This is a genomic window from Agromyces sp. NPDC060279 (genome assembly GCF_042726785.1).
Taxonomy (GTDB): Bacteria; Actinomycetota; Actinomycetes; order Actinomycetales; family Microbacteriaceae; genus Agromyces.
Window position 1 is genome coordinate 38860 of sequence record NZ_JBHXBK010000003.1, and the last position, 24366, is coordinate 63225.

31 protein-coding genes are annotated in these 24366 nt (G+C 69.9%); 17 read left to right on the forward strand and 14 right to left on the reverse strand.

Annotated features, from left to right (window positions below):
- Nucleotides 1-10 precede the first annotated feature (10 nt).
- Genes tatA through lnt form a run of 4 tightly spaced genes read left to right on the forward strand, consistent with a single transcriptional unit; the run spans nucleotide 11 to nucleotide 5064 of the window.
- Nucleotides 11-235: a twin-arginine translocase TatA/TatE family subunit gene (gene tatA / locus ACFWE1_RS11250; RefSeq protein WP_376933539.1), complete on the forward strand. Its 225-nt coding sequence runs from the start codon at nucleotides 11-13 to the stop codon at nucleotides 233-235.
- 51 nt (nucleotides 236-286) lie between these two features.
- Nucleotides 287-1039 carry a twin-arginine translocase subunit TatC gene (gene tatC, locus ACFWE1_RS11255; protein ID WP_189086813.1) on the forward strand — a complete coding sequence of 251 codons (753 nt, stop codon included), beginning with the start codon at nucleotides 287-289 and terminating at the stop codon, nucleotides 1037-1039.
- A 9-nt stretch (nucleotides 1040-1048) separates the two neighbouring features.
- The gene (locus ACFWE1_RS11260; protein ID WP_376933540.1) at nucleotides 1049-3481 is read left to right on the forward strand and encodes a DEAD/DEAH box helicase; all 2433 of its coding nucleotides are present in this window, start codon (nucleotides 1049-1051) and stop codon (nucleotides 3479-3481) included.
- Between the two features lie 59 nt (nucleotides 3482-3540).
- Nucleotides 3541-5064, forward strand: coding sequence for an apolipoprotein N-acyltransferase (lnt, locus tag ACFWE1_RS11265; protein ID WP_376933541.1), 1524 nt, complete (start codon nucleotides 3541-3543; stop codon nucleotides 5062-5064).
- Between the two features lie 85 nt (nucleotides 5065-5149).
- Here the strand turns inward: lnt and ACFWE1_RS11270 are convergent, their stop codons facing one another.
- The 4 genes from ACFWE1_RS11270 to ACFWE1_RS11285 all read right to left on the reverse strand — a co-directional run bounded on the left by ACFWE1_RS11270 (nucleotide 5150) and on the right by ACFWE1_RS11285 (nucleotide 7755).
- Nucleotides 5150-5515: an RNA polymerase-binding protein RbpA gene (locus tag ACFWE1_RS11270; RefSeq protein WP_189086779.1), complete on the reverse strand. Its 366-nt coding sequence runs from the start codon at nucleotides 5513-5515 to the stop codon at nucleotides 5150-5152.
- Nucleotides 5516-5600: 85 nt separating this feature from the next.
- The gene (locus ACFWE1_RS11275; protein WP_376933542.1) at nucleotides 5601-6365 is read right to left on the reverse strand and encodes a glycerophosphodiester phosphodiesterase family protein; all 765 of its coding nucleotides are present in this window, start codon (nucleotides 6363-6365) and stop codon (nucleotides 5601-5603) included.
- Nucleotides 6362-7285, reverse strand: a complete 924-nt coding sequence (locus ACFWE1_RS11280) for an SPFH domain-containing protein (protein ID WP_376933543.1) — start codon at nucleotides 7283-7285, stop codon at nucleotides 6362-6364. The genes ACFWE1_RS11275 and ACFWE1_RS11280 overlap by 4 nt, the downstream gene beginning before the upstream one ends.
- Nucleotides 7282-7755 carry an NfeD family protein gene (locus ACFWE1_RS11285; protein ID WP_376933544.1) on the reverse strand — a complete coding sequence of 158 codons (474 nt, stop codon included), beginning with the start codon at nucleotides 7753-7755 and terminating at the stop codon, nucleotides 7282-7284. Before ACFWE1_RS11285 ends, ACFWE1_RS11280 begins: the two co-directional genes overlap by 4 nt.
- 120 nt (nucleotides 7756-7875) lie before the next feature.
- Here ACFWE1_RS11285 and ACFWE1_RS11290 point away from each other — a divergent pair, with 120 nt between their 5' ends.
- Entirely contained in the window at nucleotides 7876-8643 is a 768-nt protein-coding gene (locus ACFWE1_RS11290) for an SDR family oxidoreductase (protein ID WP_376933545.1), read from the forward strand.
- 82 nt (nucleotides 8644-8725) lie between these two features.
- Here ACFWE1_RS11290 and ACFWE1_RS11295 read toward each other — a convergent pair whose 3' ends face one another.
- Entirely contained in the window at nucleotides 8726-9328 is a 603-nt protein-coding gene (locus ACFWE1_RS11295; RefSeq protein WP_376933546.1) for an HdeD family acid-resistance protein, read from the reverse strand.
- 220 nt (nucleotides 9329-9548) lie between these two features.
- Between ACFWE1_RS11295 and ACFWE1_RS11300 the strand changes: the two genes are divergently transcribed.
- From ACFWE1_RS11300 to ACFWE1_RS11315, 4 genes are all read left to right on the forward strand, one after another.
- Nucleotides 9549-10052, forward strand: coding sequence for a helix-turn-helix transcriptional regulator (locus ACFWE1_RS11300; protein ID WP_376933547.1), 504 nt, complete (start codon nucleotides 9549-9551; stop codon nucleotides 10050-10052).
- Between the two features lie 5 nt (nucleotides 10053-10057).
- Nucleotides 10058-10465, forward strand: a complete 408-nt coding sequence (locus tag ACFWE1_RS11305; RefSeq protein WP_376933548.1) for a VOC family protein — start codon at nucleotides 10058-10060, stop codon at nucleotides 10463-10465.
- A 79-nt stretch (nucleotides 10466-10544) separates the two neighbouring features.
- A complete protein-coding gene (locus tag ACFWE1_RS11310) occupies nucleotides 10545-12920 on the forward strand; it encodes an ATP-binding cassette domain-containing protein (protein ID WP_376933549.1) in 2376 nt (791 codons plus the stop codon).
- Nucleotides 12921-12968: 48 nt separating this feature from the next.
- Nucleotides 12969-13526, forward strand: coding sequence for a phosphotransferase (locus ACFWE1_RS11315; RefSeq protein WP_376933550.1), 558 nt, complete (start codon nucleotides 12969-12971; stop codon nucleotides 13524-13526).
- Nucleotides 13527-13541: 15 nt separating this feature from the next.
- Here ACFWE1_RS11315 and ACFWE1_RS11320 read toward each other — a convergent pair whose 3' ends face one another.
- Nucleotides 13542-14054 carry a GNAT family N-acetyltransferase gene (locus ACFWE1_RS11320; RefSeq protein WP_376933551.1) on the reverse strand — a complete coding sequence of 171 codons (513 nt, stop codon included), beginning with the start codon at nucleotides 14052-14054 and terminating at the stop codon, nucleotides 13542-13544.
- Between the two features lie 98 nt (nucleotides 14055-14152).
- Between ACFWE1_RS11320 and ACFWE1_RS11325 the strand changes: the two genes are divergently transcribed.
- Nucleotides 14153-14341, forward strand: a complete 189-nt coding sequence (locus ACFWE1_RS11325) for a hypothetical protein (RefSeq protein ID WP_376933552.1) — start codon at nucleotides 14153-14155, stop codon at nucleotides 14339-14341.
- Nucleotides 14342-14423: 82 nt separating this feature from the next.
- Here the strand turns inward: ACFWE1_RS11325 and ACFWE1_RS11330 are convergent, their stop codons facing one another.
- Nucleotides 14424-14945, reverse strand: coding sequence for a hypothetical protein (locus ACFWE1_RS11330; RefSeq protein ID WP_376933553.1), 522 nt, complete (start codon nucleotides 14943-14945; stop codon nucleotides 14424-14426).
- A gap of 153 nt (nucleotides 14946-15098) precedes the next feature.
- A complete protein-coding gene (locus tag ACFWE1_RS11335; RefSeq protein ID WP_376933554.1) occupies nucleotides 15099-15260 on the reverse strand; it encodes a hypothetical protein in 162 nt (53 codons plus the stop codon).
- A gap of 22 nt (nucleotides 15261-15282) precedes the next feature.
- Here ACFWE1_RS11335 and ACFWE1_RS11340 point away from each other — a divergent pair, with 22 nt between their 5' ends.
- The 4 genes from ACFWE1_RS11340 to ACFWE1_RS11355 are packed head-to-tail and all read left to right on the forward strand — an operon-like array spanning nucleotide 15283 to nucleotide 18038.
- Nucleotides 15283-15888 carry a helix-turn-helix domain-containing protein gene (locus tag ACFWE1_RS11340; RefSeq protein WP_376933555.1) on the forward strand — a complete coding sequence of 202 codons (606 nt, stop codon included), beginning with the start codon at nucleotides 15283-15285 and terminating at the stop codon, nucleotides 15886-15888.
- A gap of 46 nt (nucleotides 15889-15934) precedes the next feature.
- Nucleotides 15935-16798: a DMT family transporter gene (locus ACFWE1_RS11345; protein WP_376933772.1), complete on the forward strand. Its 864-nt coding sequence runs from the start codon at nucleotides 15935-15937 to the stop codon at nucleotides 16796-16798.
- Complete coding sequence (locus tag ACFWE1_RS11350; RefSeq protein ID WP_376933556.1) at nucleotides 16795-17145, forward strand: antibiotic biosynthesis monooxygenase family protein; 351 nt, start codon at nucleotides 16795-16797, stop codon at nucleotides 17143-17145. The genes ACFWE1_RS11345 and ACFWE1_RS11350 overlap by 4 nt, the downstream gene beginning before the upstream one ends.
- Nucleotides 17146-17150: 5 nt before the next feature.
- Complete coding sequence (locus tag ACFWE1_RS11355; protein ID WP_376933773.1) at nucleotides 17151-18038, forward strand: dihydrodipicolinate synthase family protein; 888 nt, start codon at nucleotides 17151-17153, stop codon at nucleotides 18036-18038.
- Between the two features lie 64 nt (nucleotides 18039-18102).
- Here the strand turns inward: ACFWE1_RS11355 and ACFWE1_RS11360 are convergent, their stop codons facing one another.
- A complete protein-coding gene (locus ACFWE1_RS11360) occupies nucleotides 18103-18615 on the reverse strand; it encodes a GNAT family N-acetyltransferase (protein WP_376933557.1) in 513 nt (170 codons plus the stop codon).
- 10 nt (nucleotides 18616-18625) lie between these two features.
- Nucleotides 18626-19132 (reverse strand): GNAT family N-acetyltransferase, encoded by a 507-nt coding sequence (locus ACFWE1_RS11365; protein ID WP_376933558.1) that lies wholly within the window; start codon nucleotides 19130-19132, stop codon nucleotides 18626-18628.
- 91 nt (nucleotides 19133-19223) lie between these two features.
- On the opposite strand from ACFWE1_RS11365, the gene ACFWE1_RS11370 reads away from it, so the two are divergent.
- Nucleotides 19224-19715: a DUF1990 family protein gene (locus tag ACFWE1_RS11370; RefSeq protein WP_376933559.1), complete on the forward strand. Its 492-nt coding sequence runs from the start codon at nucleotides 19224-19226 to the stop codon at nucleotides 19713-19715.
- Between the two features lie 11 nt (nucleotides 19716-19726).
- On the opposite strand, the gene ACFWE1_RS11375 is transcribed toward ACFWE1_RS11370, so the two are convergent.
- Nucleotides 19727-20065: a hypothetical protein gene (locus tag ACFWE1_RS11375; protein WP_376933560.1), complete on the reverse strand. Its 339-nt coding sequence runs from the start codon at nucleotides 20063-20065 to the stop codon at nucleotides 19727-19729.
- Between the two features lie 62 nt (nucleotides 20066-20127).
- Here ACFWE1_RS11375 and ACFWE1_RS11380 point away from each other — a divergent pair, with 62 nt between their 5' ends.
- Nucleotides 20128-20889, forward strand: a complete 762-nt coding sequence (locus ACFWE1_RS11380) for an SDR family NAD(P)-dependent oxidoreductase (RefSeq protein WP_376933561.1) — start codon at nucleotides 20128-20130, stop codon at nucleotides 20887-20889.
- A 24-nt stretch (nucleotides 20890-20913) separates the two neighbouring features.
- On the opposite strand, the gene dhaM is transcribed toward ACFWE1_RS11380, so the two are convergent.
- The 3 genes from dhaM to dhaK are packed head-to-tail and all read right to left on the reverse strand — an operon-like array spanning nucleotide 20914 to nucleotide 23293.
- Entirely contained in the window at nucleotides 20914-21627 is a 714-nt protein-coding gene (gene dhaM / locus ACFWE1_RS11385; protein ID WP_376933562.1) for a dihydroxyacetone kinase phosphoryl donor subunit DhaM, read from the reverse strand.
- Nucleotides 21628-21630: 3 nt separating this feature from the next.
- Nucleotides 21631-22278 (reverse strand): dihydroxyacetone kinase subunit DhaL, encoded by a 648-nt coding sequence (dhaL, locus tag ACFWE1_RS11390; protein ID WP_376933563.1) that lies wholly within the window; start codon nucleotides 22276-22278, stop codon nucleotides 21631-21633.
- Nucleotides 22279-22291: 13 nt separating this feature from the next.
- A complete protein-coding gene (gene dhaK / locus ACFWE1_RS11395; RefSeq protein WP_376933564.1) occupies nucleotides 22292-23293 on the reverse strand; it encodes a dihydroxyacetone kinase subunit DhaK in 1002 nt (333 codons plus the stop codon).
- Nucleotides 23294-23528: 235 nt separating this feature from the next.
- On the opposite strand from dhaK, the gene ACFWE1_RS11400 reads away from it, so the two are divergent.
- Nucleotides 23529-24302 carry an MIP/aquaporin family protein gene (locus ACFWE1_RS11400; RefSeq protein WP_376933565.1) on the forward strand — a complete coding sequence of 258 codons (774 nt, stop codon included), beginning with the start codon at nucleotides 23529-23531 and terminating at the stop codon, nucleotides 24300-24302.
- Nucleotides 24303-24366: the final 64 nt, after the last annotated feature.

A 24366-nucleotide genomic window follows, 5' to 3' on the forward strand; every position in this document is an offset into this window, starting at 1 on the left:
ACGAGCCCCCATGTTTCAAGGTTTCACCGGTTGGCACGCGCTGATCATCCTTGTGGTCATCCTGCTGCTGTTCGGCGCGCCCAAGCTGCCCGCCCTCGCCCGCAGCCTCGGCCAGTCGATGAAGATCCTGAAGTCTGAAGTCCGTTCGGACCAGTCCGGCGAGGACGCCGCCGACGGCACGACGGGCGAGCAGCAGCCCAAGGCTGGCAGCACGGACTCCGGCAAGAACGCCTGACCTCCCGTGACCGCGGTGAGAGAGCGCGGTGAGAAGAACCGCGAGAAGCGGATGTCGCTCGGCGCGCATCTGATCGAGCTGCGCAAGCGGCTCTTCATCTCCGCGATCGCCATCGTCGTCGGCGCCGTCGGCGGCTGGGTCCTCACCGACCTGTTCGTGTGGGACGCCATCCAGGAACCCGTCCATCGGGTCGCGGAGGCGACCGGCAAGCAGGCAGAGATCGTCTTCCCGACGATCGGCAGCGCCTTCGACCTGCGGTTGCAGATCGCGTTCACGATCGGCATCGTGATCTCGAGCCCGGTGTGGCTGTACCAGATCTTCGCCTTCCTGGTGCCGGGGCTGAACACCCGCGAGCGCAAGTTCACGCTCGCGTTCTTCGCCTCGGCGATCCCGCTCTTCCTGCTCGGCTGCGCAGCCGGCTGGTTCGTGCTGCCGAACATCGTCAAGGTGATGACGAGCTTCGTGCCCGACACCTCACCGGCCTGGCTGACCGCGAAGGAGTACGTCGACTTCGTGCTGAAGCTCGTGCTCGCGATCGGCGTCGCCTTCGTCGTGCCGGTCTTCATCGTGCTGTTGAACTATGCGGGCGTCTTCAGCGCCGCGGCGATCCTCAAGGCATGGCGGGTCGCCATCCTCGTGATCATCCTGTTCACCGCGATCGCGACCCCGTCGGCCGACGTCGTGTCGATGTTCCTGCTCGCGATCCCGATGATCCTGCTCTACTTCGTGGCCTGGTTCCTCTCGTTCCTGCACGATCGCCGTGTCGCGAAGCGGAATGCCGCCGAGTTCGGGGCGGCTGTCTAGGCTGGACGGGTGACGACCTCCTCTCCGTCGGAGCGGTACGCCCTCTCGCGGCAGCAACGCAGGCAGCCGCGAGTCGCGGAGTTCCAGGCGACCATCCGATTCGACCTCGACCCCTTCCAGCGCGCCGCGTGCAGCGCGCTCGACGAGGGGCGCAGCGTGCTCGTGGCCGCCCCGACCGGCGCCGGCAAGACGATCGTCGCGGAGTTCGCGGTCTTCCTCGCCATGCAGGAGCCCGGCGCGAAGGTGTTCTACACGACGCCGATCAAGGCCCTGTCGAACCAGAAGTACCAGGAGTTCGTCGACGCCTGGGGCGCCGATCAGGTCGGCCTGCTCACGGGGGACACGAACGTCAACTCGAGCGCGCGCATCGTCGTGATGACGACCGAGGTGCTGCGCAACATGCTCTACGCCGACTCGCCGCTCCTCGACCGGCTCGCGTACGTCGTGATGGACGAGGTGCACTACCTCGCCGACCGCTTCCGCGGCGCGGTGTGGGAGGAGGTCATCATCCACCTGCCCGAGGCCGTGCGCCTCGTCTCGCTGAGCGCGACTGTGTCGAACGCGGAGGAGTTCGGCGACTGGCTGCAGGCCGTCCGCGGCGACACCGACGTGATCGTCTCCGAGGAGCGGCCGGTGCCACTCGAACAGCACGTGCTCGTGCGGCAGAAGCTGCTCGACCTCTTCGACTCGTCCGGTCAGGCGGCGACGCACCGGGTGAACCCTGAGCTCAAGCAGCTCGCCCGGGCGAGCAGCCGGTCCCTCGGCGGCCGCTCGCAGCGCGGGCGGCGGGGCAGCGATCGGGGCGGGTACCACCGCGGTCAGCAGGGCGGCGGCCGGGTGGACCGCCCTGAGCTCGTCGCGATGCTGCAGCAGAAGCACTTGCTGCCCGCGATCGTCTTCATCTTCTCGCGTGCCGGCTGCGACCAGGCGGTGCGCCAGCTGCTGCGCAGCGGGCTGCGGCTCACCGAGGCGCACGAGCGCGACGAGATCCGCAAGATCGTCGAGGCGCGGGTGCGCACCTTCCGCGACGAGGACCTCGCGGTGCTCGGCTACTGGGAGTGGCTCGAGGGGCTGCAGCGCGGCGTCGCGGCGCACCACGCGGGGATGCTGCCGGCGTTCAAGGAGATCGTCGAGGAGCTCTTCCAGCAGAAGCTGCTGAAGGTCGTGTTCGCGACCGAGACGCTCGCCCTGGGCGTGAACATGCCGGCCCGCTCGGTGGTGCTCGAGAAGCTGGAGAAGTTCAACGGCGAGGCGCGCGTGCCGATCACGCCGGGGGAGTACACCCAGCTCACCGGGCGTGCGGGCCGCCGCGGCATCGACGTCGAGGGGCACTCGGTCATCCAGTGGGTCGAGGGGCTCGACCCGGAGGCCGTCGCCGCGCTCGCCTCGCGCCGCAGCTACCCGATGAACTCGAGCTTCAAGCCGACGTACAACATGGCCGTGAACCTGATCGACCAGTTCGGCCGGGAGCGCACCCGGCAGATCCTCGAGCTCTCCTTCGCGCAGTTCCAGGCCGACCGCGCCGTCGTCGACCTCGCCCGCACGCTCCGCAAGCAGGAGGAGTCGCTCGCCGGCTTCGAGCAGGCGATGCGCTGCCACCTCGGCGACTTCGGCGAGTACGCGGGGATCCGGCGGAACATCGCCGAGCTCGAGCGCAAGCAGGCGAAGGGCAACCCCACGAACGCGCAGCGCGAGCGGATGCAGCGGGAGATCGCCGGACTGCGCAAGGCGCTCCGCGCCCATCCCTGCCACGGCTGCGCCGAGCGGGAGGCGCACGCCCGCTGGGCCGAGCGGTGGTGGCGGCTGCGCAAGGAGCACGACCAGCTGCAGTCGCAGATCCGCACCCGAACCGGCCAGGTCGCGAAGCGCTTCGACCGGGTAACCGAGGTGCTCGAACGGCTCGGCTACCTCGAACGGGACCGTCACGGGGCCCTCGTCTCCACTCCCGACGGCCGCATCCTGAAGCGCATCTACGGGGAGCGCGACCTGCTGGTGGCCGAGTCGCTGCGGCGCGGGCTCTGGACGGAACTCGACGCGCCAGGACTCGCCGCCATGGCGGCGGCGCTCGTCTACGAACCGCGCCGCGACGATCGCGGGGTCGAGTACCGGCTCCCGCGCGGCGGGTTCCGGGAGGCCTTCGATCGCACGACCGACGTGTGGTCGGAACTCGACGACCTCGAGCGCGATCACCGCCTCAGCGGCCCGGAGCAGCCGTCGCCGGCACTCGCGCAGGCCATGCACGCGTGGGCGCGCGGGGTGCCGCTCGGCATCGTCCTGGAGGACATCGAGCTCGCCGCGGGCGACTTCGTGCGCCTGACGAAGCAGGTCATCGACCTCCTCGATCAGATCTCGATCGTCGCGGACTCCGAGCTCGCCATCCGCGCGCGTGACGCGATCGACGGCGTCCGCCGTGGCGTCGTGATCGACACGGTCGTCGCGTGAGCGCGGCCCCGACCGCGAGCGCGGCCGATGCCCAGCCTCCTGCGCCTAGGATTTCCCCCGTGCGAGAACGCCCCCGCCCGCTGCTGCCCTGGTGGGCGGCGCTCCCCGTCGCCGTCGGCGCGGCCTTCGTGTACGACCTCGGCTTCCCCGGCGCGAGCATCTGGTCGCTCGCATTCGCCGGCATCGCGCTCGCCCTCCTGACGCTGATCGGGCGCAGCATCGGCGGAGCCCTGCTGATGGGCTACGTCTTCGGGGCCACCTTCTACCTCGTCGACGTCTCCTGGACCGGTCGCTACCTCGGACCGATCCCGTGGCTCGCGCTCTCGCTCTTCGAGGCGGTCTTCGTCGCGGTCGGCGCGCTCGCGATCACGCTGGCCTATCGGTGGATGCCGCGTGCCGTGCCCGGTTGCTTCGGACGGCTCGTCGCCCTGCCGGCGCTCGTCGCGGGCCTCTGGGTGCTCCGCGAGAACGTCGTGGGCTCGGTGCCGTATGGCGGCTTCCCGTGGGCGAGAGCGGCGCTCAGCCAGTCCGAGAGCCCCTTCGCGCAGCTCGTCTCCTGGGGCGGCTCCTCCGGCCTCGGCTTCGTGATGGTCTTCCTCGTGGCCGCGATCATCGAGTGGGTCCGGGCCCGTTCCTGGAGCGACTGGCGCGGTGCGCTGCCCGTCGCGGCCACGCTCGTGGTCGCGCTCCTGCTGCCCGCCTGGCCGACCACGCCGAACGGCGAACTCCGGGTCGCGAGCGCGCAGGGCAACGGGCCGGCCGGCTACTTCGACGAGCGAGAGCCGGGGGAGATCTTCCGCAGTCAGCTCGAGGCGAGCGAGCCGCTCTTCGACGCGGACGACATCGACGTGCTGCTCTGGCCGGAGGGCTCGGTCGACCTCGATCCGCTCGGGAACCCGAGCGCCGCGGCCGCACTCGACCGGATCGCGGAACAGGTCGACGCCCCGTTCATCATGAACGCGGTCAGCTACCGCGACGAGAAGTACTACAACACCTCGATGCTCTGGCGTGCCGGCGAAGGGGCCACGGCCTTCTACGACAAGCGGAACCCGGTGCCCTTCGGCGAGTACATCCCCGACCGCGACTTCTACATGTTCTTCGCCCCGGACCTAATCTCGCTCGTGCAGCGCGGCTACTCCGCGGGCACGAATCCGCCGGTGTTCGATCTCGACGGCACCCTCGCGGGTCTCGCCATCTGCTTCGACGTCATCTACGACGGCCTGATCTGGGAGGGCGCTCGCGACGGCGCCGAGGTCTACCTGCTGCAGACGAACAACGCCGACTTCCGCGGCACCGACGAGAACCTGCAGCAGCTCGCGATCGCGCGGCTGCGGGCGATCGAGACGGGTCGCTCCGTGGTGAACCTCTCGACGGTCGGGACGAGCCAGGTGATGGACCCGACGGGCCGCACGATCGACGGACTCCGGGCGGACGTGCCCGGGGCGATGCTGACCGACGTCGAGCTCCGCACCGGCCTCACGCCGGCCGTCTTCCTCGGGCCGTGGGTGCCTGGCGCGATCGGCGTGCTCTCGTTCGCCGGGCTCATCGCCGCGGGCTTCGCCGCCCGTCGGCGGCGCGGCTGATCGGCCACTCCGCCGGAGAAATGACGAACGCCCCGCTCATGCGGGGCGTTTCGTCGGATTCGAAGCGGTCGGGCGCGGGGCCGCGTCAGGCGCCGATCTTCTGCTGGCCGCGACGGGCGCGCAGGTAGTTGAGCCGCTCGGCGAGGAGCTCTTCGAGCTCGGGGATCGTGCGGCGCTCGAGCAGCATGTCCCAGTGGGTGCGCGCGGCCTTCTCGCCGGAGCGGTCGACCTCGACGGGCTTGGAGTCGACGAGCAGCGTCGCCTCGGCGCCGCAGAAGCGGCACTCCCACACTTCGGGGAGCTCGGCCTCGGTGGAGAAGACCATGACGGTCTCGCGCTCGCACGTCGCGCAGCGGTAGGTGTACTCGGCGCGGTCCGCGAACACCACACCGTCTTCACTCTGCAGGCTCTGCGAACCGATTCGCATGCCTCGAAGGCTCCGGTCGGCCATGGTGGGCTCCTCTCGATCGTTTACAGTTCTAAACGATCAAGCTGGGCGTTCCCTTGCCAGCGGCCGTGGAATTGTCGGGGAATTCTCAGTGTTCGGCGAGGAGTTCGAGCGCGATGTCGGCACGATCCGTGACGAGGCCGTCCACGCCGAGGGCGAGCAAGCGGCGCATGTCGATCGGATCGTTCACCGTCCACACGTGCACCTCGACGTCGACCTCGTGCAGCGCGCGGAGGAAGCGGGGCGTCACGAGCCGGATGCCGTTCGCCCGCTCGGGGATCTGCAGCGCCCGCGCGCCCCGGAGCGCGCGGCGGAGGAGGGCCCGATTGCCGCTCAGTGCCGCCGAACGCGCCGCCAGCACCCCGCTGCCGCCCGCCGAGGTCGCGACGCCGGGGATCGCGGCGGCGAGGCGGAGCCGGCGGCGCTCCGAGAAGCTCGTCAGCAGCACTCGGTCGGCCGCCCGGGTGCGTCGCACCGCCTCGATCGTCGGCGCCACCGCCGCCTCGGTCTTGACATCGATGTTGAACCGGGTCTCACCGAAGCCGTCGAGCGCCTCGGCGAGGCTCGCGAAGCCCTGGCCCTCGCCGAGCTCGACGCGGCGGAGTTCGGGCATCGTCAGCTGCTCGACCCGGACCGGCCGGGCGGCGACCCGCTCCAGGGTCGGGTCGTGCGCGATGACCGCGACGCCATCGTGCGAGACGTGCACGTCGGTCTCGACGTGGGTCACGCCGATCGCGACGGCCTTCGCGAAGGCGAGCAGGGTGTTCTCAGGAGCCTCGAGGGCGAGCCCCCGGTGCGCCAGGACGCGCGGGCGCTCGCCCTCGAAGTACGCCGTCGTGACGTCGTCGCTCACTGCGGCGGCTGGCCCTCCGTACGAGCGCCGGGGGCACCGCCGGGAGTGAACGCCTTGCCGATGCCCTTCAGGGCCTCGGTGAGCTCGCTCGGCACGATCCAGAGCTTGTTGGCCTGGCCCTGCGCGAGCTGGGGGAGCGTCTGCAGGTACTGGTAGGCGAGCAGCTTCGGATCGGCATCGCCCTCGTGGATGGCGCGGAAGACCGTCTGGATGGCCTCAGCCTCGCCCTGCGCGCGCAGCACGGCGGCCTTGGCGTCGCCCTCTGCGCGGAGGATCTCGGCCTGGCGGAGGCCCTCCGCTTCGAGGATGGCGGACTGCTTCGTGCCCTCGGCGGTGAGGATCGCGGCACGACGGTCGCGCTCGGCGCGCATCTGCTTCTCCATCGAGTCCTGGATGGACACGGGCGGGTCGATCGCCTTCAGCTCGACGCGCGAGACGCGGATGCCCCACTTGCCGGTGGCCTCGTCGAGGACGATGCGGAGCTGGCCGTTGATGTTGTCGCGGCTGGTGAGCGCCTCCTCGAGGTTCAGCCCGCCGACCACGTTGCGGAGCGTCGTGGTCGTCAGCTGCTCGACGGCGCCGAGGTAGTTCGCGATCTCGTAGGTGGCCGCGCGCGCGTCGGTCACTTGGAAGTAGACGACCGTGTCGATCGAGACGACGAGGTTGTCCTCGGTGATCACGGGCTGCGGGGGGAACGACACGACCTGCTCGCGCATGTCGACGAGCGGGCGCAGCCGGTCGATGAACGGGACGAGCACGTTCAGTCCGGGCGTGAGGGTCTTGTGGTACCGGCCGAGCCGTTCGACGACGCCGGAGTAGGCCTGCGGGATGATCCGGATCGACCGGGCGATGACCACGATCACGAAGATCGCGATCGCCGCCACGACGATCGTCACGATGATGGTGGGGACGTCGATCACGACGCGGCGCTCCTCTCTACCGGCACGACGACCGCCGTCGCGCCGTCGATGCCGGTGACGAGGACCTTCTCGCCGACCGCGACATCGCGCTGTTCGGTGATGGGGGAGAGCCTGGCCGTCCAGGTCTCCCCGTTCTGCAGGCGGACCTGGCCGCCGGCCTGTGTGAGCGTGCTGACGACGGCGCCGTCCGCGCCGATCAGGGCGTCGATGTTGCTCCTCGCCGGATCGCCGCCTCGCCGGAGCCGCCGCAGGAGCGGCGGACGGAGGGTGAAGATGAGCACGACGGCGACGATGGCCGCGATGAGGAACTGCGCCCACCACGGGATGCCGAACACGCCCGAGACGAGTCCGGCCACGCTGCCGAGCGCGAGCATCAGGAACGTCATCTCGAGGGTGAAGACCTCGATCGTCGCGAACGCGAGGATCAGCACGATCCACGCGATCCAGGCGTACTCGGTCAGTACATCCACTTTCCTTCTCCTTCGAACGCCCCACTCGAAACTAGCAGTCCGGCCTCGGCAGACGGGGATTGATATCCTCGGGTTCGGCGTCCGTTCGGCCGCCCGAACCGACCCCCGAGGAGTCCGCCAGTGACCAGCCCGCTCGCCCCCGCAACGCTCGACGGCAAGGTCGCGCTCGTGACCGGTTCGTCCCGGGGCATCGGCGCCGACACGGTGCGGTATCTCGCCGCCGCCGGCGCCGCGGTCGTCGTGAACTACCGCAGCAAGGCCCCGCGCGCCGAGAAGGTCGTCACCGAGATCACCGAGGCCGGCGGCCGCGCCATCGCGGTCGGCGCCGACCTCACCGACGCCGCCTCCGTCACCGCGATGTTCGAGCGCACCGTCGCCGAGCTCGGCCGGGTGGACCTGCTGGTGCTCAACGCCTCCGGCGGCATGGAGTCCGGCATGGGCGAGGACTACGCCATGCGCCTGAACCGCGACGCGCAGCTCAACGTCGTCGAGCAGGCGATGCCGTTCCTCGCCGAAGGCGGGCGCATCGTCTTCGTGACGAGCCACCAGGCCCACTTCATCCGCACGACCCCGACGATGCCGGAGTACGAGCCGGTGGCGCTCTCGAAGCGCGCGGGGGAGGACGCGCTCCGCGCCAAGCTCCCCGAGTTCGACGCCGCGGGCATCGAGTTCGTCGTCGTCTCGGGCGACATGATCGAGGGCACCATCACCGCCACCCTGCTCGAGCGGGCGAACCCCGGCGCCATCGCCGCCCGCCGCGAGGACGCGGGCCGGCTCTACAACGTGTCCGAGTTCGCGGCCGAGGTCGCGCAGGCCGCCGTGGACCCGATCCCCGCCGAGCACACGCGGCTCGTCGGCGACGTCTCGGGCTTCGCTCCCGAGGCCTGACGGGCGCGCCCGCCGAACGACGAAACGGCCGGCCGACGGAAGCGAGGCTTCCGACGGCCGGCCGTCGTCGTTGCGATCCGGGTCAGGCGGTGACGCCCTTGCCGAAGGTGAAGGCGCGCACGATCTGCACGATCCCGAGCACGATGAGCGCGATGCCCGCGAAGATGAAGAGCACCACGGCACCCCAGAGCGGCGAGAAGAGCAGCACGACACCGGCCACGACGCTCAGGATGCCGAAGAAGATCGCCCACCCCTTCGACGCCGCGTCACCCGACTGGACGAGTGCCACGATGCCCTCGACGATCCACAGGATGCCGACGAAGAGGCCGAGGAACAGGCCGAGGATGACGGCCGACTCGCTGGGATTCGCGAGCACGATGACGCCGCCGATGACGAAGAGGACGCCGAGGATGATGTCGAGCGCCCTCGCTCCGCCCGAGATCCCCTTGGAGAAGATGCCGAGGCCGAGGTAGGCGAGTCCCGCGATGATGAAGTAGATCCCGAAGAGGATCGTGATGACCACGGCGGAGTTCTTCGGCCAGAAGGTGATCAGCAGACCGAAGATGAGCGCGACGGCACCGGAGATGCCCAGGGTGGCGCGCACCGTGTTGATGGCGGACTTCGTCAGGTCCTTCGCATCGAGCGAGAACGCAGCGAAGACGCCGTCCGACTGGGGCGTTGACATGAGCGGTTCCTTTCTCACGACTGGGAGATACGGGGCCAGGCTAGGCCGCCGTGCAAGCTGAGTGTCGGATGTGAACCCGCGCGTCGCGATGCGACCTCGCGCGACGAGAGCTAGCCGAACCGGCACTCGCGACGGATGTCGGGCGCGTGCGCTAGCGTCGCTTCAGGTCCGAGGGGCGGCGAGCGTCGCCCGCACAAATCCAGACGCAGCCGGGGGAGAGATGGCCGAGCACGCTGACGCCGAGCGCACCGACGCAGCGCGCACCGACGCAGCGCGCGCTGACGCCGAACGCGAGCGGCAGCGCCTCGCCGACCTCGCCCGCCTTCGCCGCGTCCGCGATCGCATCGATCGCGAGTACGCACTGCCGCTGAACGTCGACGAGCTCGCCCGCGGTGCGAACATGTCCGCCGGCCATCTCAGCCGCGAGTTCAAAGCCGCCTACGGCGAGTCCGTGTACAGCTACCTCATGACGCGCCGCATCGAGCGGGCGATGGCGCTGCTCCGACGCGGCGATCTCAGCGTCACCGAGGTCTGCTTCGAGGTGGGCTGCTCCTCGCTCGGCACCTTCAGCACCCGCTTCACGGAGCTCGTCGGCGTGCCGCCGAGCGAGTTCCGCGGGCAGGCCGCCGGCCCGCTCGAGGGCGTCCCGTCCGTGCTCGCCAAACGCGCCACGAGACCGATCAGGAATCGAGAAGCGCGGCCGAATCCGCAGCGACTAGCGTGACGCGCATGGACATCTCGATTCAGTACACCTTCCTTCCGCACACGGATGCCGAGGCATCCCTCGCCTTCTACCGCGACGTGCTGGGCTTCGAGCTGCGCAACGACGTGGGCTACGACGGCATGCGCTGGCTGACGCTCGGCGCACCGCAGCAGACGAACTCCGTGGTGCTGTACCCGCCGAACGCCGACCCGGGCATCACCGACGACGAGCAGCGCACCATCGCCGAGATGATGGCGAAGGGCACCTTCGCGAGCATCGTGCTCGCCGCGGACGACGTCGACGCCGCGTTCGACCGGGTGCAGGCGAGTGGCGCCGAGGTGGCGCAGGAGCCCATCGACCAGCCGTACGGCGTGCGCGACTGCGCGTTCCGCGACCCCGCCGGCAACATGGTGCGCATCCAGCAGCCGAGCTGAGCGCCATCCGCCCGCCCCACCAGCAGCACCGACCACCGCCCACGCCGAACACGCCGAACCACCGAACGATGGAGCAGCCATGACCGACGCCGCGACGACCGACGCGACCGCGCACCCCGCCGATCAGCACGAGCGGATCCTCGTGCGCGGCGCCCGCGAGAACAACCTGAAAGACGTGAACGTCGAGCTCCCGAAGCGCCGGCTGACCGTCTTCACCGGCGTCTCCGGCTCCGGCAAGAGCTCGCTCGTCTTCGACACGATCGCGGCCGAGTCCCGACGCATGATCGACGAGACCTACAGCGCCTTCGTGCAGGGCTTCATGCCCTCGGTGCCCCGGCCCGACGTCGACGTGCTCGAGGGGCTCACGACGGCGATCATCGTCGACCAGGAGCGGCTCGGGGCGAACCCGCGCTCCACGGTCGGCACGGTCACCGACGCGAACGCGATGCTGCGCATCCTGTTCAGCAAGCTCGGCCGGCCGTACATCGGCGGGCCGACCGCGTTCTCCTTCAACATCCCGACGCAGAAGGCGAGCGGGGTGATGACCGGCCCAGGCGGCGAGAAGAAGATCGTGAAGGACGCGATCTACCTCGGCGGCATGTGCCCGCGGTGCGAGGGCCGCGGGCAGGTCTCGGATCTCGACCTGACGCAGATCGTCGACGAGTCGAAGTCGCTGAACGAGGGCGCGATCATGGTGCCCGGCTACACGGCCGACGGCTGGATGGTGAAGGGCTTCTCGGAGTCGGGCTTCTACCCCGCCGACAAGCCGGTGCGGGAGTTCACCGAGAAGCAGCGGCACCTCTTCCTCTACGGCGAGGTGACGAAGGTCAAGATCAGCGGCATCAACATGACCTACGAGGGACTCATCCCGAAGCTCACGAAGTCGATGCTCTCGAAGGATCTCGACGCCCTGCAGCCGCACATTCGCGCCTTCGTCGAGCGGGTCGCCTCCTTCGCGACGTGCCCCGAGTGCGACGGCACCCGTCTCACCGAGGGCGCCCGGTCCTCGAAGATCGACGGCATCAGCATCGCCGACGCGTGCCGCATGCAGGTGACCGACCTGGCCGACTGGGTGCGCGGCCTCGAGCTGCCCGAGGCGGGGCCGCTGCTCGGCGCGCTCAGCGCCAACCTCGACGCCTTCGTCACCCTGGGCCTCGGCTACCTGAGCCTCGAGCGGCCGTCCGGCACGCTGTCCGGCGGCGAGGCGCAGCGGATCAAGATGCTCCGGCATCTCGGGTCCTCGCTCACCGACATCACCTACGTGTTCGACGAGCCGACCATCGGCCTGCACCCGCACGACATCCAGCGCATGAACGGCCTGCTCGAGCAGTTGCGCGACAAGGGCAACACGGTGCTCGTCGTCGAGCACAAGCCCGAGACGATCGCGATCGCCGACCACGTCGTCGACCTCGGACCGGGGGCGGGCAGCAACGGCGGCGAGATCTGCTACGAGGGCGACGTCGAGGGACTCAAGCGCAGCGGCACGCTCACGGGCCGGCACCTCGACGACCGGGCGGCGATCAAGCCGGAGGTGCGTAGGGCGACCGGCGCGATCGAGGTGCGCGGCGCCAACGAGCACAATCTCCGCGACGTCGACGTCGACCTGCCGCTCGGTGTGCTCACGGTGGTCACGGGTGTGGCCGGGTCCGGCAAGAGCTCCCTCATCCACAACTCCGTCGTGAAGCGCCCGGGCGTCGTCTCGATCGACCAGGGCGCGATCAAGGGATCGCGACGCAGCAACCCGGCCACGTACACGGGGCTCCTCGAGCCGATCCGCAAGGCGTTCGCGAAGGCCAACGGCGTGAAGCCGGCGCTGTTCAGCGCGAACTCCGAGGGCGCCTGTCCGACGTGCAAGGGCTCGGGCGTCATCATCACCGAGCTCGGCTTCATGGACACGATCGAGACACCGTGCGAGGACTGCGGGGGCAAGCGTTTCCAGGCCGCCGTGCTCGAGTACAAGCTCGGGGGACTCGACATCACCGAGGTGCTCGACCTCCCGGTCGCGCAGGCGCGCGACTTCTTCGCCGAGGGTGAGGCGAAGATCCCCGCCGCGGTGGCCATCCTCGGCCGGCTCGCCGACGTCGGACTCGGCTACCTGACGCTCGGGCAGCCGCTCTCGACGCTCTCCGGCGGTGAACGTCAGCGCGTGAAGCTCGCGATCGCGATGGGGGAGACGGGCGAGGTCTACGTGCTCGACGAGCCCACGACCGGCCTGCACCTCGCCGACGTCGAGAACCTGCTCGGGCTGCTCGACCGGCTGGTCGACTCCGGCAAGTCGGTCATCGTGATCGAGCACCACCAGGCGGTGATGGCGCACGCCGACTGGATCATCGACCTCGGCCCCGGCGCCGGGCACGACGGCGGACTCGTCGTCTTCGAGGGCACGCCCGCCGAACTGGTCGCGTCGAAGTTCACGCTCACGGGGAAGCACCTCGCCGAGTACGTCGGGGCGTGACCGCACGTCTCGATAGGCTCGCGGAATGAGCGACGCCGCGAACGCGAGATGCTCTCGTTCGTCGAGGGCGACAATCTCGCGTCGGCCGATCCGACGCTGCTGTGGTCGGAACGGGTGCTGCTCGACGCCGGCAGGCTGCTCAAGCGCATCCACGACGCGAGCCGGCCGCTCATCGGGACTGACCTCATCTGGCGCACCGCAGCGCGGGAGCCCGTCGAGGTCGTCTGCCACAACGACTTCGCCACGTACAACCTCATCGTGCGCGACGGCGAGCTCGTCGGAGCGATCGATTTCGATCTCGCTTCACCGGGACCCCGGATCTGGGATCTCGCGTACCTCGCCTACCGCATCGTCCCGTACGCCGCCGATGCGCCGGACGCCGACGGGCTCGATCGAGCTGCACGTCTCCGGGCTCTGCTCGACGCGTACGGAACGGATGCCTCGCCGCGGCAGGTGCTCGCGGCCGCGGCCGAACGGCTCGACGAGCTCGAGGCCTTCACGCGCGACCGCGCCGCGGACACCGGACGGGCGGATCTGCTCGAGCATGCCGCGATGTACCGATCGGATGCCGCGGCCATCCGATCTGGGCTGGGGGAGCGGGATTGAACTGTGCCCCCGGGGTCAGAGCCTCCGGGTCATCTGGACGCGGCGGCCGTAGGCGTTGAGCCCGAGCGCCGCTTCGATGGGGAGCAGGCTCAGCTCGAAGTCCGTGGTCGGTTCGGTCTCGCGGAATCCGTGCCGGAGGTAGAACGGGCCGTTCCAGGGCACATCCGCGTAGGTGCGCAGCGTCAGCGCGACGTGCCCCCGCCGTTTCGCTTCTTCGGCCGCCGCCTCGATGAGGCTCCCGCCGATGCCGCAGCGCCCCATGCTCGGGCGCACGGACAGCTGTTCGAGGTGCGCCTGGCCCGCGATCTCGAGCACCTGGACGAATCCGAGCACGTGCCCCGAGGCGTCCGTCCCCGATGCGACGGCGACGAGGGTGAACCCGGGCGCCGCAGCCCGCGCATCCGCGGACGTCGGCGGCGGCCAATCGCGGGCTTCGAAGCGGTCGACGAAGAGCTGATCGGCGTCGCGCTCGATCTCCTCGGTCGCGGCATAATCGACGCCGCTCGCGGCGCGAATGGTGAAGGCCATGTACCGAAGCTACCGCGGTCGCCGAGCAAATCGGAGAAAGCTCTTCCATTCTGTGCATGCAGGGCGTATGCTCCTGCTCACAGGAACGGGGGAGCGGCATGGAACTCTTCTTCTGGCTCGGTGGATTCCTGGCGCTCCTCATCACCGGCACCGCCGTGGTCACGGTCAGGTCGCGTCGAAGTCGGAGCCGGGAGGGCGATGCCGACGCGAGCATGACGGGAGAGCGCTCGCACAGCGACGCGCTCGCGGCCGCGCACACCGCCGGTCAGGCACTCGGCCCGCATTGAGGGAGGCTGGGCACCTGCTCCGGGAGCCCGCCGCGCGCGGGCGAGCCATCCACATCGACAACTGAAGCACGCACACGCAGCGTCAGTCGTCGCTGGCGACGACGAGATGCAGCGTTCCCGAGCGACGATCGATCGTGACGAACTCGTGAAACCCGAGATTTCCAGTGACCCAGCCGTACTCGTGCAGGAAATCGTCGGACGGGTTCCTGAGTCGGTAGACGCGCCCCGAACGCAACACCTCGTACACCGATTCGAGACGCTCGTGCACCTCAGGCGGCTGGCGATACTTCGGGTCATGCCAATCCTGCTCGTCGACCCAGCTTCGAATCATTGACCTGGCAAACTCTGCGTTCGTCTCGGAGAATCGACCCGGGTGAATCGCTCCGACGTACCAGCGACCGTGAATGACCGGTGGGTCGACCAGTTCCTCGCCGTCAAACGGAGACGCGTAGTCGTGCCCATAACCTGGGCTCGAGATCAGGAGTTGGAGTTGCTCACGGTCCGACTTCGAGGCGTCGAGCTCGAACCGAATCGACTGCACCCACATGAAGGTCAGGCGATCCAAATGCACGACGTCCCAGCCGGTGATGCGCAGCGCTGCCATTCGATGAATGTACCGATGGTCGCGCACCACCGGGCCGCACTCCCTTACGCCGATAATGCACATTATGTCCGATTGAAGAACCCAGGGGCGCAGAAGCGCAGGAACCCGCTCCCCGCTGCGACCATCCGGCAGCTCGCCTCCAGGCGCGGAGAATCAGCCCAGCTGATCTGATCCAAGCGATGCGGACTCGAAGTTGGAGCCGAGGCCGAGGAACATCACCGTCGGTGACACCAGCGCAACATGATTCTCGATCGAGACCGGCACCACGGGCACCCAGGCGCAACACCAGCGACCACCCCCCTGCATGATGCCCATCTGGTGCACTATTCTGCACTTCGTGGATGCGAGTGCAGAATCACTGGCCCGTGCGATCGGCGTACGGGTGAAACAGGAACGAAAAGGGCGCGCGTGGACGCTCGATCAGCTTGCCGAGATCGCGGGCGTGAGTCGTCGGATGCTGGTGAACGTCGAGCAGGGAGCGGTGAATCCCAGCGTGGGCACGCTCTTGCGTCTCTCCGATGCACTCGGAGTCGGGCTCCCCGCCCTGGTCGAGCCGCCGACCCCGCGAGCAGCGAAACTCGTCCGCGCCGGTGCGGGAGCCGCGCTCTGGACGGGTGCCGCGGGTGGTCGAGGCGTCCTCGTCGCAGGCACTGAGCCGCCAGACGTCGTCGAGCTGTGGGACTGGGTGCTCGCTCCCGGAGAACGTCACGATAGCGAGGCGCACAGCGACGGCACCCGTGAACTGCTGCACATGCAGGAGGGATCGCTCACCGTCGAGGTCGAGGGAGATCGATACGACCTCGGCGCCGGTGACGCCCTGGCCTTCCATGGCGACGCCATGCACGCCTATGTGAACTCCACCGACGCCCCTGCCCGCTTCTCGCTCACGGTCTTTGAACCAGGCGTGGGCACCCGGGCACGCGGGGATGGAAATGGCTGGTGACCGCATGAGTCGGCGGCGCGCGCTGACACAGGTGCCGCCGTGGTCGATGGCGGTCACGGCGATGCTCGCGGTGCAGCTGTCGAACGCGTTGTCGTCGCCCATCATCGACCAGGTCGGGCCGGCCGGCACCGCGTGGCTCCGCATGTGCTTCGGAGCCGTGTTCCTGTGGATCATCGCCAGGCCCGCGATCCGGTCGCTGCGCCGCAGGGATCTCCCTGCGCTGCTGGTGCTCGGCGTGGTCACGGGATTGATGACGACGTTCTTCCTCGCCGCGATCGACCGTATCCCGCTCGGCACCGCGGTCGCGATCGAATTCCTCGGCCCGCTGACGGTCGCCGGCCTGATGAGCAAGCAGCGCAAAGCGCTCGTCTGGCCGCTCCTCGCGTTCGTCGGCGTGGTATTGCTCACGGAGCCGTGGCACGGCAGTATCGACCTCGTCGGCATCGGGTTCGCGCTGGCCGCCGGTGTCTGCTGGGGCCTGTACAACCTGTTCACCCAGCACGTGGGCGACCGGTTCTCCGGCATCTCCGGGCTGTCGTTGACGATCCCGGTCGCAGCACTCGCGACACTCCCCTTCGGGTTGCCGCAGGTCGTCAGTGGCGACTTCAGCTGGTGGGTGCTGCCTGCTGCTGCGGGGATCGCGCTCGTCACGCCCGTGATCGCGTTCGGGCTCGAGATGCTCGCCTTGCGCCGCATGACCCACACCGCGTTCGGCACCCTGCTGTCCATCGAGCCCGCATTCGGCATCCTCGTCGGCTTGCTCGTGCTCGCGCAGACCCCCACGCTCATGCAGCTCGTCGGGATCGCGATCGTCATCGTCGCCGGAGCCGCGGCACAGCGCGGAGGCCGACGAGACGCCGAACCCGTCACCACGGACCTGCCCGCGACGCCTGAGAAGGAGACCTCATGACCGCGACCCCGAAGTACAGCTCCACGTTCATCTTCGAGACGAAGGGGCTCACGGGCGAGTTTCACCGCATCGACAGCGAGATCGCCGAGCATGCCCGCGAGATTCCCGGTTTTCTCGGCGAGGAGGCATGGCACAACGAAGACACCGGCCTGCACGCCGAGGTCTACTACTGGAGCGAGCTGGACGCCCTGAAGCAGCTGATGGGCATGGACACGCACCGGCTCGCGAAACGCCGCTACCGGGAGTGGCTCGGCGAGTACCGGGTGGTGATCGCCGAAGTGCAATCCGTCTACGGCAGCCCGACCCTGGGCCTCGAACACCGTCCGGAGCATCAGGAGCAGTCATGAGCGGCATCTTCACGGGCCTGAGCGCATTCCCCCTCACGCCGCTCCATGACGACCAGCTCGATGAACGGGCCTTCGCGGGACTCATCGAACGGCTCGTCGCCGCCGGAGTGGACTCGATCACCGCGCTCGGATCGACGGGGTCCTACGCCTACCTCTCCCCCGACGAGCGCGCCCGCGTCGCCCACCTCGCCGTCGAGCACGCCGGCCCGACGCCCGTGTTCGTCGGAGTCGGCGGACTGCGCACGTCCCAGATCCTCTCGCACGTCGCGTCCGCCGAGGCCGCGGGAGCCGCCGGAGTGCTGCTGGCGCCGATGACGTATCAGCCGCTGACTGCGGATGACGTGTTCGAGCTCTATCGCACCGTCGCCGAGTTCACGAAGCTCCCGGTGATCGTCTACGACAACCCCGGGACGACGCACTTCACGTTCACCACCGAGCTGTACGCGCGGATCGCGGAGCTGCCGGGGATCGCGTCGATCAAGATCCCTGGCGTTCTCGTGGATCAGGCGGCGCAGCACCGCGTCGCGGAGATCCGGGCGGCGATCCCCGAGCACGTCACGATCGGCGTCTCCGGAGACGCGTTCGCGGCGGCGGGCCTGTCTGCAGGATGCGACGCCTGGTACTCGGTGATCGGCGGCACGCTTCCCGAACCTGCGCTCACGATCACCCGTGCGGCGCTGCGGGGCGAGCGCGCTGCGGCATTCACCGAGTCGGAGCGGCTCGCACCGCTCTGGTCACTGTTCGCCGAGTTCGGGGGCAGCCTGCGCGTGGTCGCCGCCATCGCCGAGCACCTCGGTCTTGTCCCCGAGCGGTGCCTGCCGTTGCCGATCCAGGGGCTCGATGGCCCCCAGCGTGCGCGAGTCGCCGCGGTCGTGGAGCAGATCGGGCTCTGACGCTGGAGTGGATGCCCTCGTCAGGCGGCCGTCCGCCACTGGCGCAGCGCGAACGATCGCGTCTTCACGCTCCGCCCGCAGAGGGGCTGAGGCCGGCTTGCCCCAGCGGCTTGCGCATCTGCTGCGTGATCACGGCGTAGCCGCTCGAGGAGTACAGCCCGATCGCCGCGGCGTTGCCACCGAAGACGTTGAGCTCGAGGGCATCCGCCCCGGCTTCGCTCGCCGCGTGCTCGACCGCCGTGAGCATGGCGCGACCGAGACCGGAGCCGCGCCGCCCCTCCACGATCTCGAAGTCGTACAGGAAGGCCACGCCGGGCGCGCCCCGCGGGTGGTCGAGACCGACCCAGGCCTGCCCGACCGGCTCGCCGAGCGCGTCGACTCCCCGCAGAAGCAGCATGCGGGGCGTCTGCAGTCCCTCCGGCAGCCGGCTGGTGTTCTCGGCACGGGCGCGCTCGACCGCACCGTCCGCGGGCCAGGCGCCGCTCGCGACCTGTTCGGCCGCGTACTCCTCGGCGATCGCCGACTGCCAGGCCTCGTACTCGTCGGGCGTCATCGCCCGCACCGTCACCGTGCTCATCGCCCCATCGTCACACGGCCGGCCCGCGGAACACCCACACACCCGAGTCTTCGACATGCCCGCGTGGGTACTCGAAGACCTCGACGCCGATGAGCTCGAAGCCGACCTTGCGGCAGATGGCGCCCGAGGCCTCGTTCGTCATGCGCGGGTACGCGTAGATCGCGACCGCCGGGTCGTGACGACGCACCTCCGCGATGAGGGCGCGAAGCGCGCCGGTCGCGATGCCCCGGCCCTGATAGCTCGATTCCACGGCCCATCCTGCCTCGACCGCCGCCTCGCCGTGATGCTCGTGCGGCCAGTACCCGATGGATCCGACCCCTTCGGGGTGCCCGTCGATCACGATGCGGAACATGCGCGCGGCGCCCTCGCGCCACTCGGCCAGGTATCGCTCATGACGGCGTTCGACGGCCTCCGCCGATTCGGGGCCGCCCAGGTGGGCCGTCATCTCTGCCGTGTTGCTGCGCTGCAACGTCGCGAGATCGTCGTCGGACCAACGTTGCAGTCGCACTTCAGTCATGGCGCCAGTGAATCACCGACTACCGACACTCCATCGAACCGAGCAGAGGCCCGAGTAGCCTGACCAGACGGACGGGCAGAGGGGGGTGGGAATGCGGGCCGACGCTGATACTCCCCCATCCCTCCTCGACGGCCTCATCGCCCGTGCCGGCTTCGACTCCAGCGAGGTGTCCCGCGTCATCGGCGTCGGCGACGCGCTCTGGCATCGCGCTGCGGTGGATCTGCTCCGATGGCGCGTGAAGACGCGCAGCGGCTTTCGTGTGCCGGGCGGGGCCGTCGCCGCCCCGGGGGCACGCCTCGCGGTCCGCGTCGGTCTGCTGAACTGGACCATCGAAGAGCCGGTGGAAGTCATCGCTGTGGTCGACGAGCCCGGCCGCGTGGGCTTCGCCTACGTCACGCGGCCGGGCCATCCCCTCGAGGGCGAGGAGGCGTTCGTGCTCGAGCGCACGAGCGACAGCGCGATCACCCTCACGATCAGATCGCGATCGCGCGCGGCGCCGTGGGGTCCGTGGCGCCGCGCCTACCCGGTGCTGCGCATCGCCCAGCGCGTCACGAGGTGGCGCTACCTTCGCGCCCTCCGCTGACCGCGGACCGCTCAGCCCGCCGAGGCGCGCTGTTCGTACCGTTCCAGCCGGCGCCCCTGCGCGGGCATGCCGAGTTCATTGAGCGGTCCTGACGCCGCGGGCTCCGGCAAACGCTCCGACGTGGGACACGTCATGACGATGTTGCCGGACAGGTCGTCGAAGGTGTGCTCGAAGATCGCGTGACCGCAGACCGGACACGGTCGGCTCCGCAGCTCCGCGGCATCCACCTGGTCGATGTCGCCGGCCGTCGGTGGGGCGCCGAAGATCGGCTCGAGCGCGGAATCGACTCGATCGAAGAACCTGGTGAAAGCGTTGCCGTCGCCTGGGCGGCTCGCTGCGTCGCGTGCCATGGCCGGATGCTACGCCTCGACGCCGGGCGCCGCCACCCCGCTGCCGTGCCTAGGCTGGACCCATGACCTCCGACACCACGAGACGGGCCACCATCATCACCGGCGGCACCCGCGGGATCGGCCGGGCCATCGCCGAGCGCCTCGCGAACACTGGGCACGCGCTCCTGCTCAGCTACCGCAGCCGGGACGACGAGGCACAGGAGCTCGCCACGCGTCTCCGCGCGAGCAGCGCCCGAGTCGAGCTCCTCCGGGCCGATCTGGCCGACCTCGACGCGGCCGCGAGCATCGTCCCAGCCGCCATCGAGCACTTCGGCACCGTCACCGGACTCGTGAACAACGCCGGCATCACCGGGAAGATCGGCGGCTTCCTCGACGTCCCGCTCGAGGAGAGCGAGCTCGTCTTCCGGGTGAACGTGCTCGCGCCGCTCCTCATCACCCAGCAGGCGATCCGGCACATGTCCACCGAGCTGGGCGGGCGCGGCGGCTCGATCGTGAACATCTCGTCCGGTGCGGCGACGAGCGGCTCGCCGAACCGCTACATTCCCTACTCGATGAGCAAGGCCGCCCTGAACGTGCTCACCCTCGGCACCGCCAAGGAGTTCGCACGCGCGGGCGTCCGGGTGAACACCGTCTCGCCGGGCACGACGCGCACCGAGATCCATGCCGACGCCGGCCGGCCGAACGCCCCCGAGGAGCGCGCCGCCTCCATCCCGATGGGACGCGCCGGCGAGCCGCACGAGATCGCGGGCGCCGTCGAGTACCTCCTGTCGGACGACGCGAGCTACACGACGGGCACTGACATCCGGATCAGCGGCGGCAACTGACCCCAGCGGCACGCTCGGCCGCCGTCAGACCTCCCCGAACCCCGACTCGACGAGCTCGGCGAGCGCATCGACGGCGGCGCCGCCCGCGGGATCCGCGCTTGCGATCACGACCTCGGCCCCCTTCGTCAGCCCCATCGCCATGATCGCGAGCAGACTCTTCGCGTCCGTGCCGTTCACGGTCACCGGCTGCGCGAAGGTGCTCGCGAGCTTCACCAGCTCGGCCGCGGGCCGCGCGTGCAGCCCGGACGGGTTGATGAGTCGCACCGTGCGCTGCGGTCCGCTCGGCGCGGACGCCGATGCGGGGCCGGGTTCCGGAATGGCGGATGCCTCGACGGCCCCCGCCGCGCCGCCGGCGGCGCTCTGCGCCGCGGCGACCACCGCATCCAGCCCGTCGCCGGCCTGCGCCGCCACCGCGGCGGCCACGCCGCCCTCGACGATCGGGGCATCCACGATGCGCACGCGCTCGCGCACCTCGTCGTCCAGGAAATCGAGCGCCGTCTCCGCGGTCAGGATCGCCGAGCCCAGATCGCAGAGCACGACGACGCCGCGGCCGCCATCCGCTTCCGCGATGGCCGCGCTCACGCGGTCGAAGCTCGTGCCGATGCGGCCGTCGTCCGTTCCGCCCGCCGCCACGAGCGCCGTCTCCGGCGCCATCTGGCCCGCCAGCTCGACGAGCCCGTCGGCGATCTTCGCGGAGTGCGAGACGAAGACGAGGCCCACGCGGCCCTCCGACGCCATCCCTCAGTCCCCCGCCGCGGCCTCTGCGGCCTCCGCCGCGGCGCGCAGCAGCAGTGCCGACGACTCGGCCCCCGGGTCGCGATGCCCGGCCGAGCGCTCGCCGAGATAGCTCGCCCGCCCCTTCCTGGCGACGAGCGGCTCGGTCGCCTCCGCGCCGGCCTCGGCCGCGGTCGCCGCGGCCTCGAGCACCGTGCGGGCGTCCGCCCCGGTTTCCGCTGCGGCATCCGCTGCCTCGACCGCCGGCGTCCAGGCATCCACCATCGTCTTGTCGCCCGACTCGGCCTTGCCGCGGGCGACGATGCCGTCGCGGGCCGCGGTGAGCACCGCAGCGATCGCCGACCCGTCCAGGGAGGTCGCGCTTCCGGCGGCCATCGCGCCCTTGAGGTACGCGGTGCCGTAGAGCGGTCCGGCGGCACCGCCGACCGTCGAGATCAACGTCGTCGCCACGAGTTTGAGCACATCCCCCGGGGTCGAGCCCGCGGCGAGGTCGTCGAGCTTCGGCAGCACGGCCTGGAAGCCGCGATCGAGGTTCTCGCCGTGGTCGCCGTCGCCGATCTCACGATCGAGCGCGATGAGCCTCGTGCGATGCTCGGCGACGGTCTCCGCGCTGCGGCGCACCCAGTCGACCGCCCAGGTGATGTCCAATCCCACGCTCAGCCCCTCCCTACCGGCCCCAGCGGAGCGCAGCCGTCTGCACGGGCGCGTCCCACAGCTGGATCATCTCGTCGTCGAGCTTCAGTAGCGTGATCGACATGCCCTGCATCTCGAGCGCCGTGATGTAGTTGCCGACGAGCGAGCGAGCGATCTCGATCCCGCGCTCGCCGAGCGCCTCGGCCGCGCGACGGTACGCGAGGTAGAGCTCGAGCTGCGGGGTGCCGCCCATGCCGTTGACGAAGAGCAGCACCCGGTCGCCCGAACCGAACGGCAGGTCGTCGATGATCGGGTCGAGCAGCCGGTCGACCAGCCGGTCGGCCGGCTCGAGCTTGATTCGCTCGCGGCCCGGCTCGCCGTGGATGCCGATGCCGATCTCGATCTCGTCCTCGTCGAGGGTGAAGCTCGGCTCCCCGGCGTGCGGGACGATGCACGGCGTGAGCGCGAGGCCCATCGACCGCGCGTTGGCGTTCACCCGCTCGGCGACGGCGGCCACCTCGTCCAGGGAATCGCCCCGCTCCGCGGCGGCGCCGGCGATCTTCTCGACGAGCACGGTGCCCGCGACGCCTCGGCGCCCGGCCGTGTAGAGCGAGTCCTTCACCGCGACGTCGTCGTTGGTGACGACGGCGCGGACCTCGATGCCCTCCGCCGCCGCGAGATCGGCCGCGGTCTCGAAGTTCAGCACGTCGCCCGTGTAGTTCTTGACGATGTGGAGCACCCCCGCTCCCCCGTCGACCGCCTTCGTCGCGGCGAGGATCGGGTCGGGCGTCGGCGAGGTGAAGACGGCGCCGGGGACGGCGGCGTCGAGCATGCCGGAGCCGACGTAGCCCGCGTGCAACGGCTCGTGTCCGCTGCCTCCGCCGCTCACGAGCCCGACCTTGCCGGCGACCGGCGCATCGGCCCGCACGACGAAGATCGGGTCGTACTCGACACGCACCAGATCGGCGTGGGCCGCCGCGAAGCCCGCCACGGACTCGTCGACCACGCGCTTCGGGTCGTTGATGATCTTCTTCACCGCAAATCCCTTCCCCGCAGGGCCGCGCGGCGTCGCGCAGAGGGCACCGACGCCGCAACGGCAGTACCGCCAACCTACGCCCCGGCGAGCGGTTCGGGTAAGGGGGCTCCGAGGAATCGAGCGGAACGCGCCGGAGGGAGCGCTCTTCCCCCGCGCCCGAGTCTGTGACTAGGGTGAGCACTATCACCGCCCTTGGGCGCGGCCCGCGGGCTCAGCGAAAGGATGGGTAGTCAACGTGGACAATCTCGGGGTCTTGTTCCTCGCGGAGCTCGTCGGCACGGCGATGCTCGTACTGCTCGGCTGTGGCGTGGTCGCCAACGTCGCACTCGTGCGCACCAAGGGATTCAACGGCGGGTTCCTCATGGTCAACTTCGGCTGGGGCCTCGCGGTCTTCGCCGGTGTCGTGGTCTCGTACGCCTCGGGCGCGCACATCAACCCGGCGGTCACGCTCGGCCTCGTCGCGAACGGCGCAACCGAGTTCGGCAACGCTGCGATGGGGACGACGGTGCCGGTCTCGTTCCTGAGCGTCATCACCTACATCGGGGCGCAGCTGATCGGCGCCATCATCGGAGCCGTGCTGTGCTGGCTCGCCTACAAGCAGCACTTCGACGAGGAGCCCGAGCCGGCGAACAAGCTCGGCGTGTTCTCGACCGGCCCGGCGATCCGCTCCTACGGCTGGAACCTCGTGACCGAGATCATCGGCACCTTCGTGCTGGTCTTCGTCGTGATCGGCTTCGGCCGCAACGGCGACGCCTCCGGTCTCGCCGCGCTCGGCGCTTTGCCCGTCGCCCTGCTCGTGGTCGGCATCGGCGCCTCGCTCGGTGGCCCGACCGGCTACGCGATCAACCCGGCCCGTGACCTGGGCCCGCGCATCGCGCACGCCATCCTGCCCATCAAGGGCAAGGGCTCGAGCGACTGGAGCTATTCCTGGGTGCCCATCGTCGGCCCGATCATCGGCGGCGTCCTCGCCGGGTGGGCGGCCATCTTCGCCCTGCCGCTCCTCGGTTGAACCGCTCGGGGCCGCCCTCTCGGAGGGCGGCCCCGAGTCGTTCCGACCGCCTGAACCTCAGCAT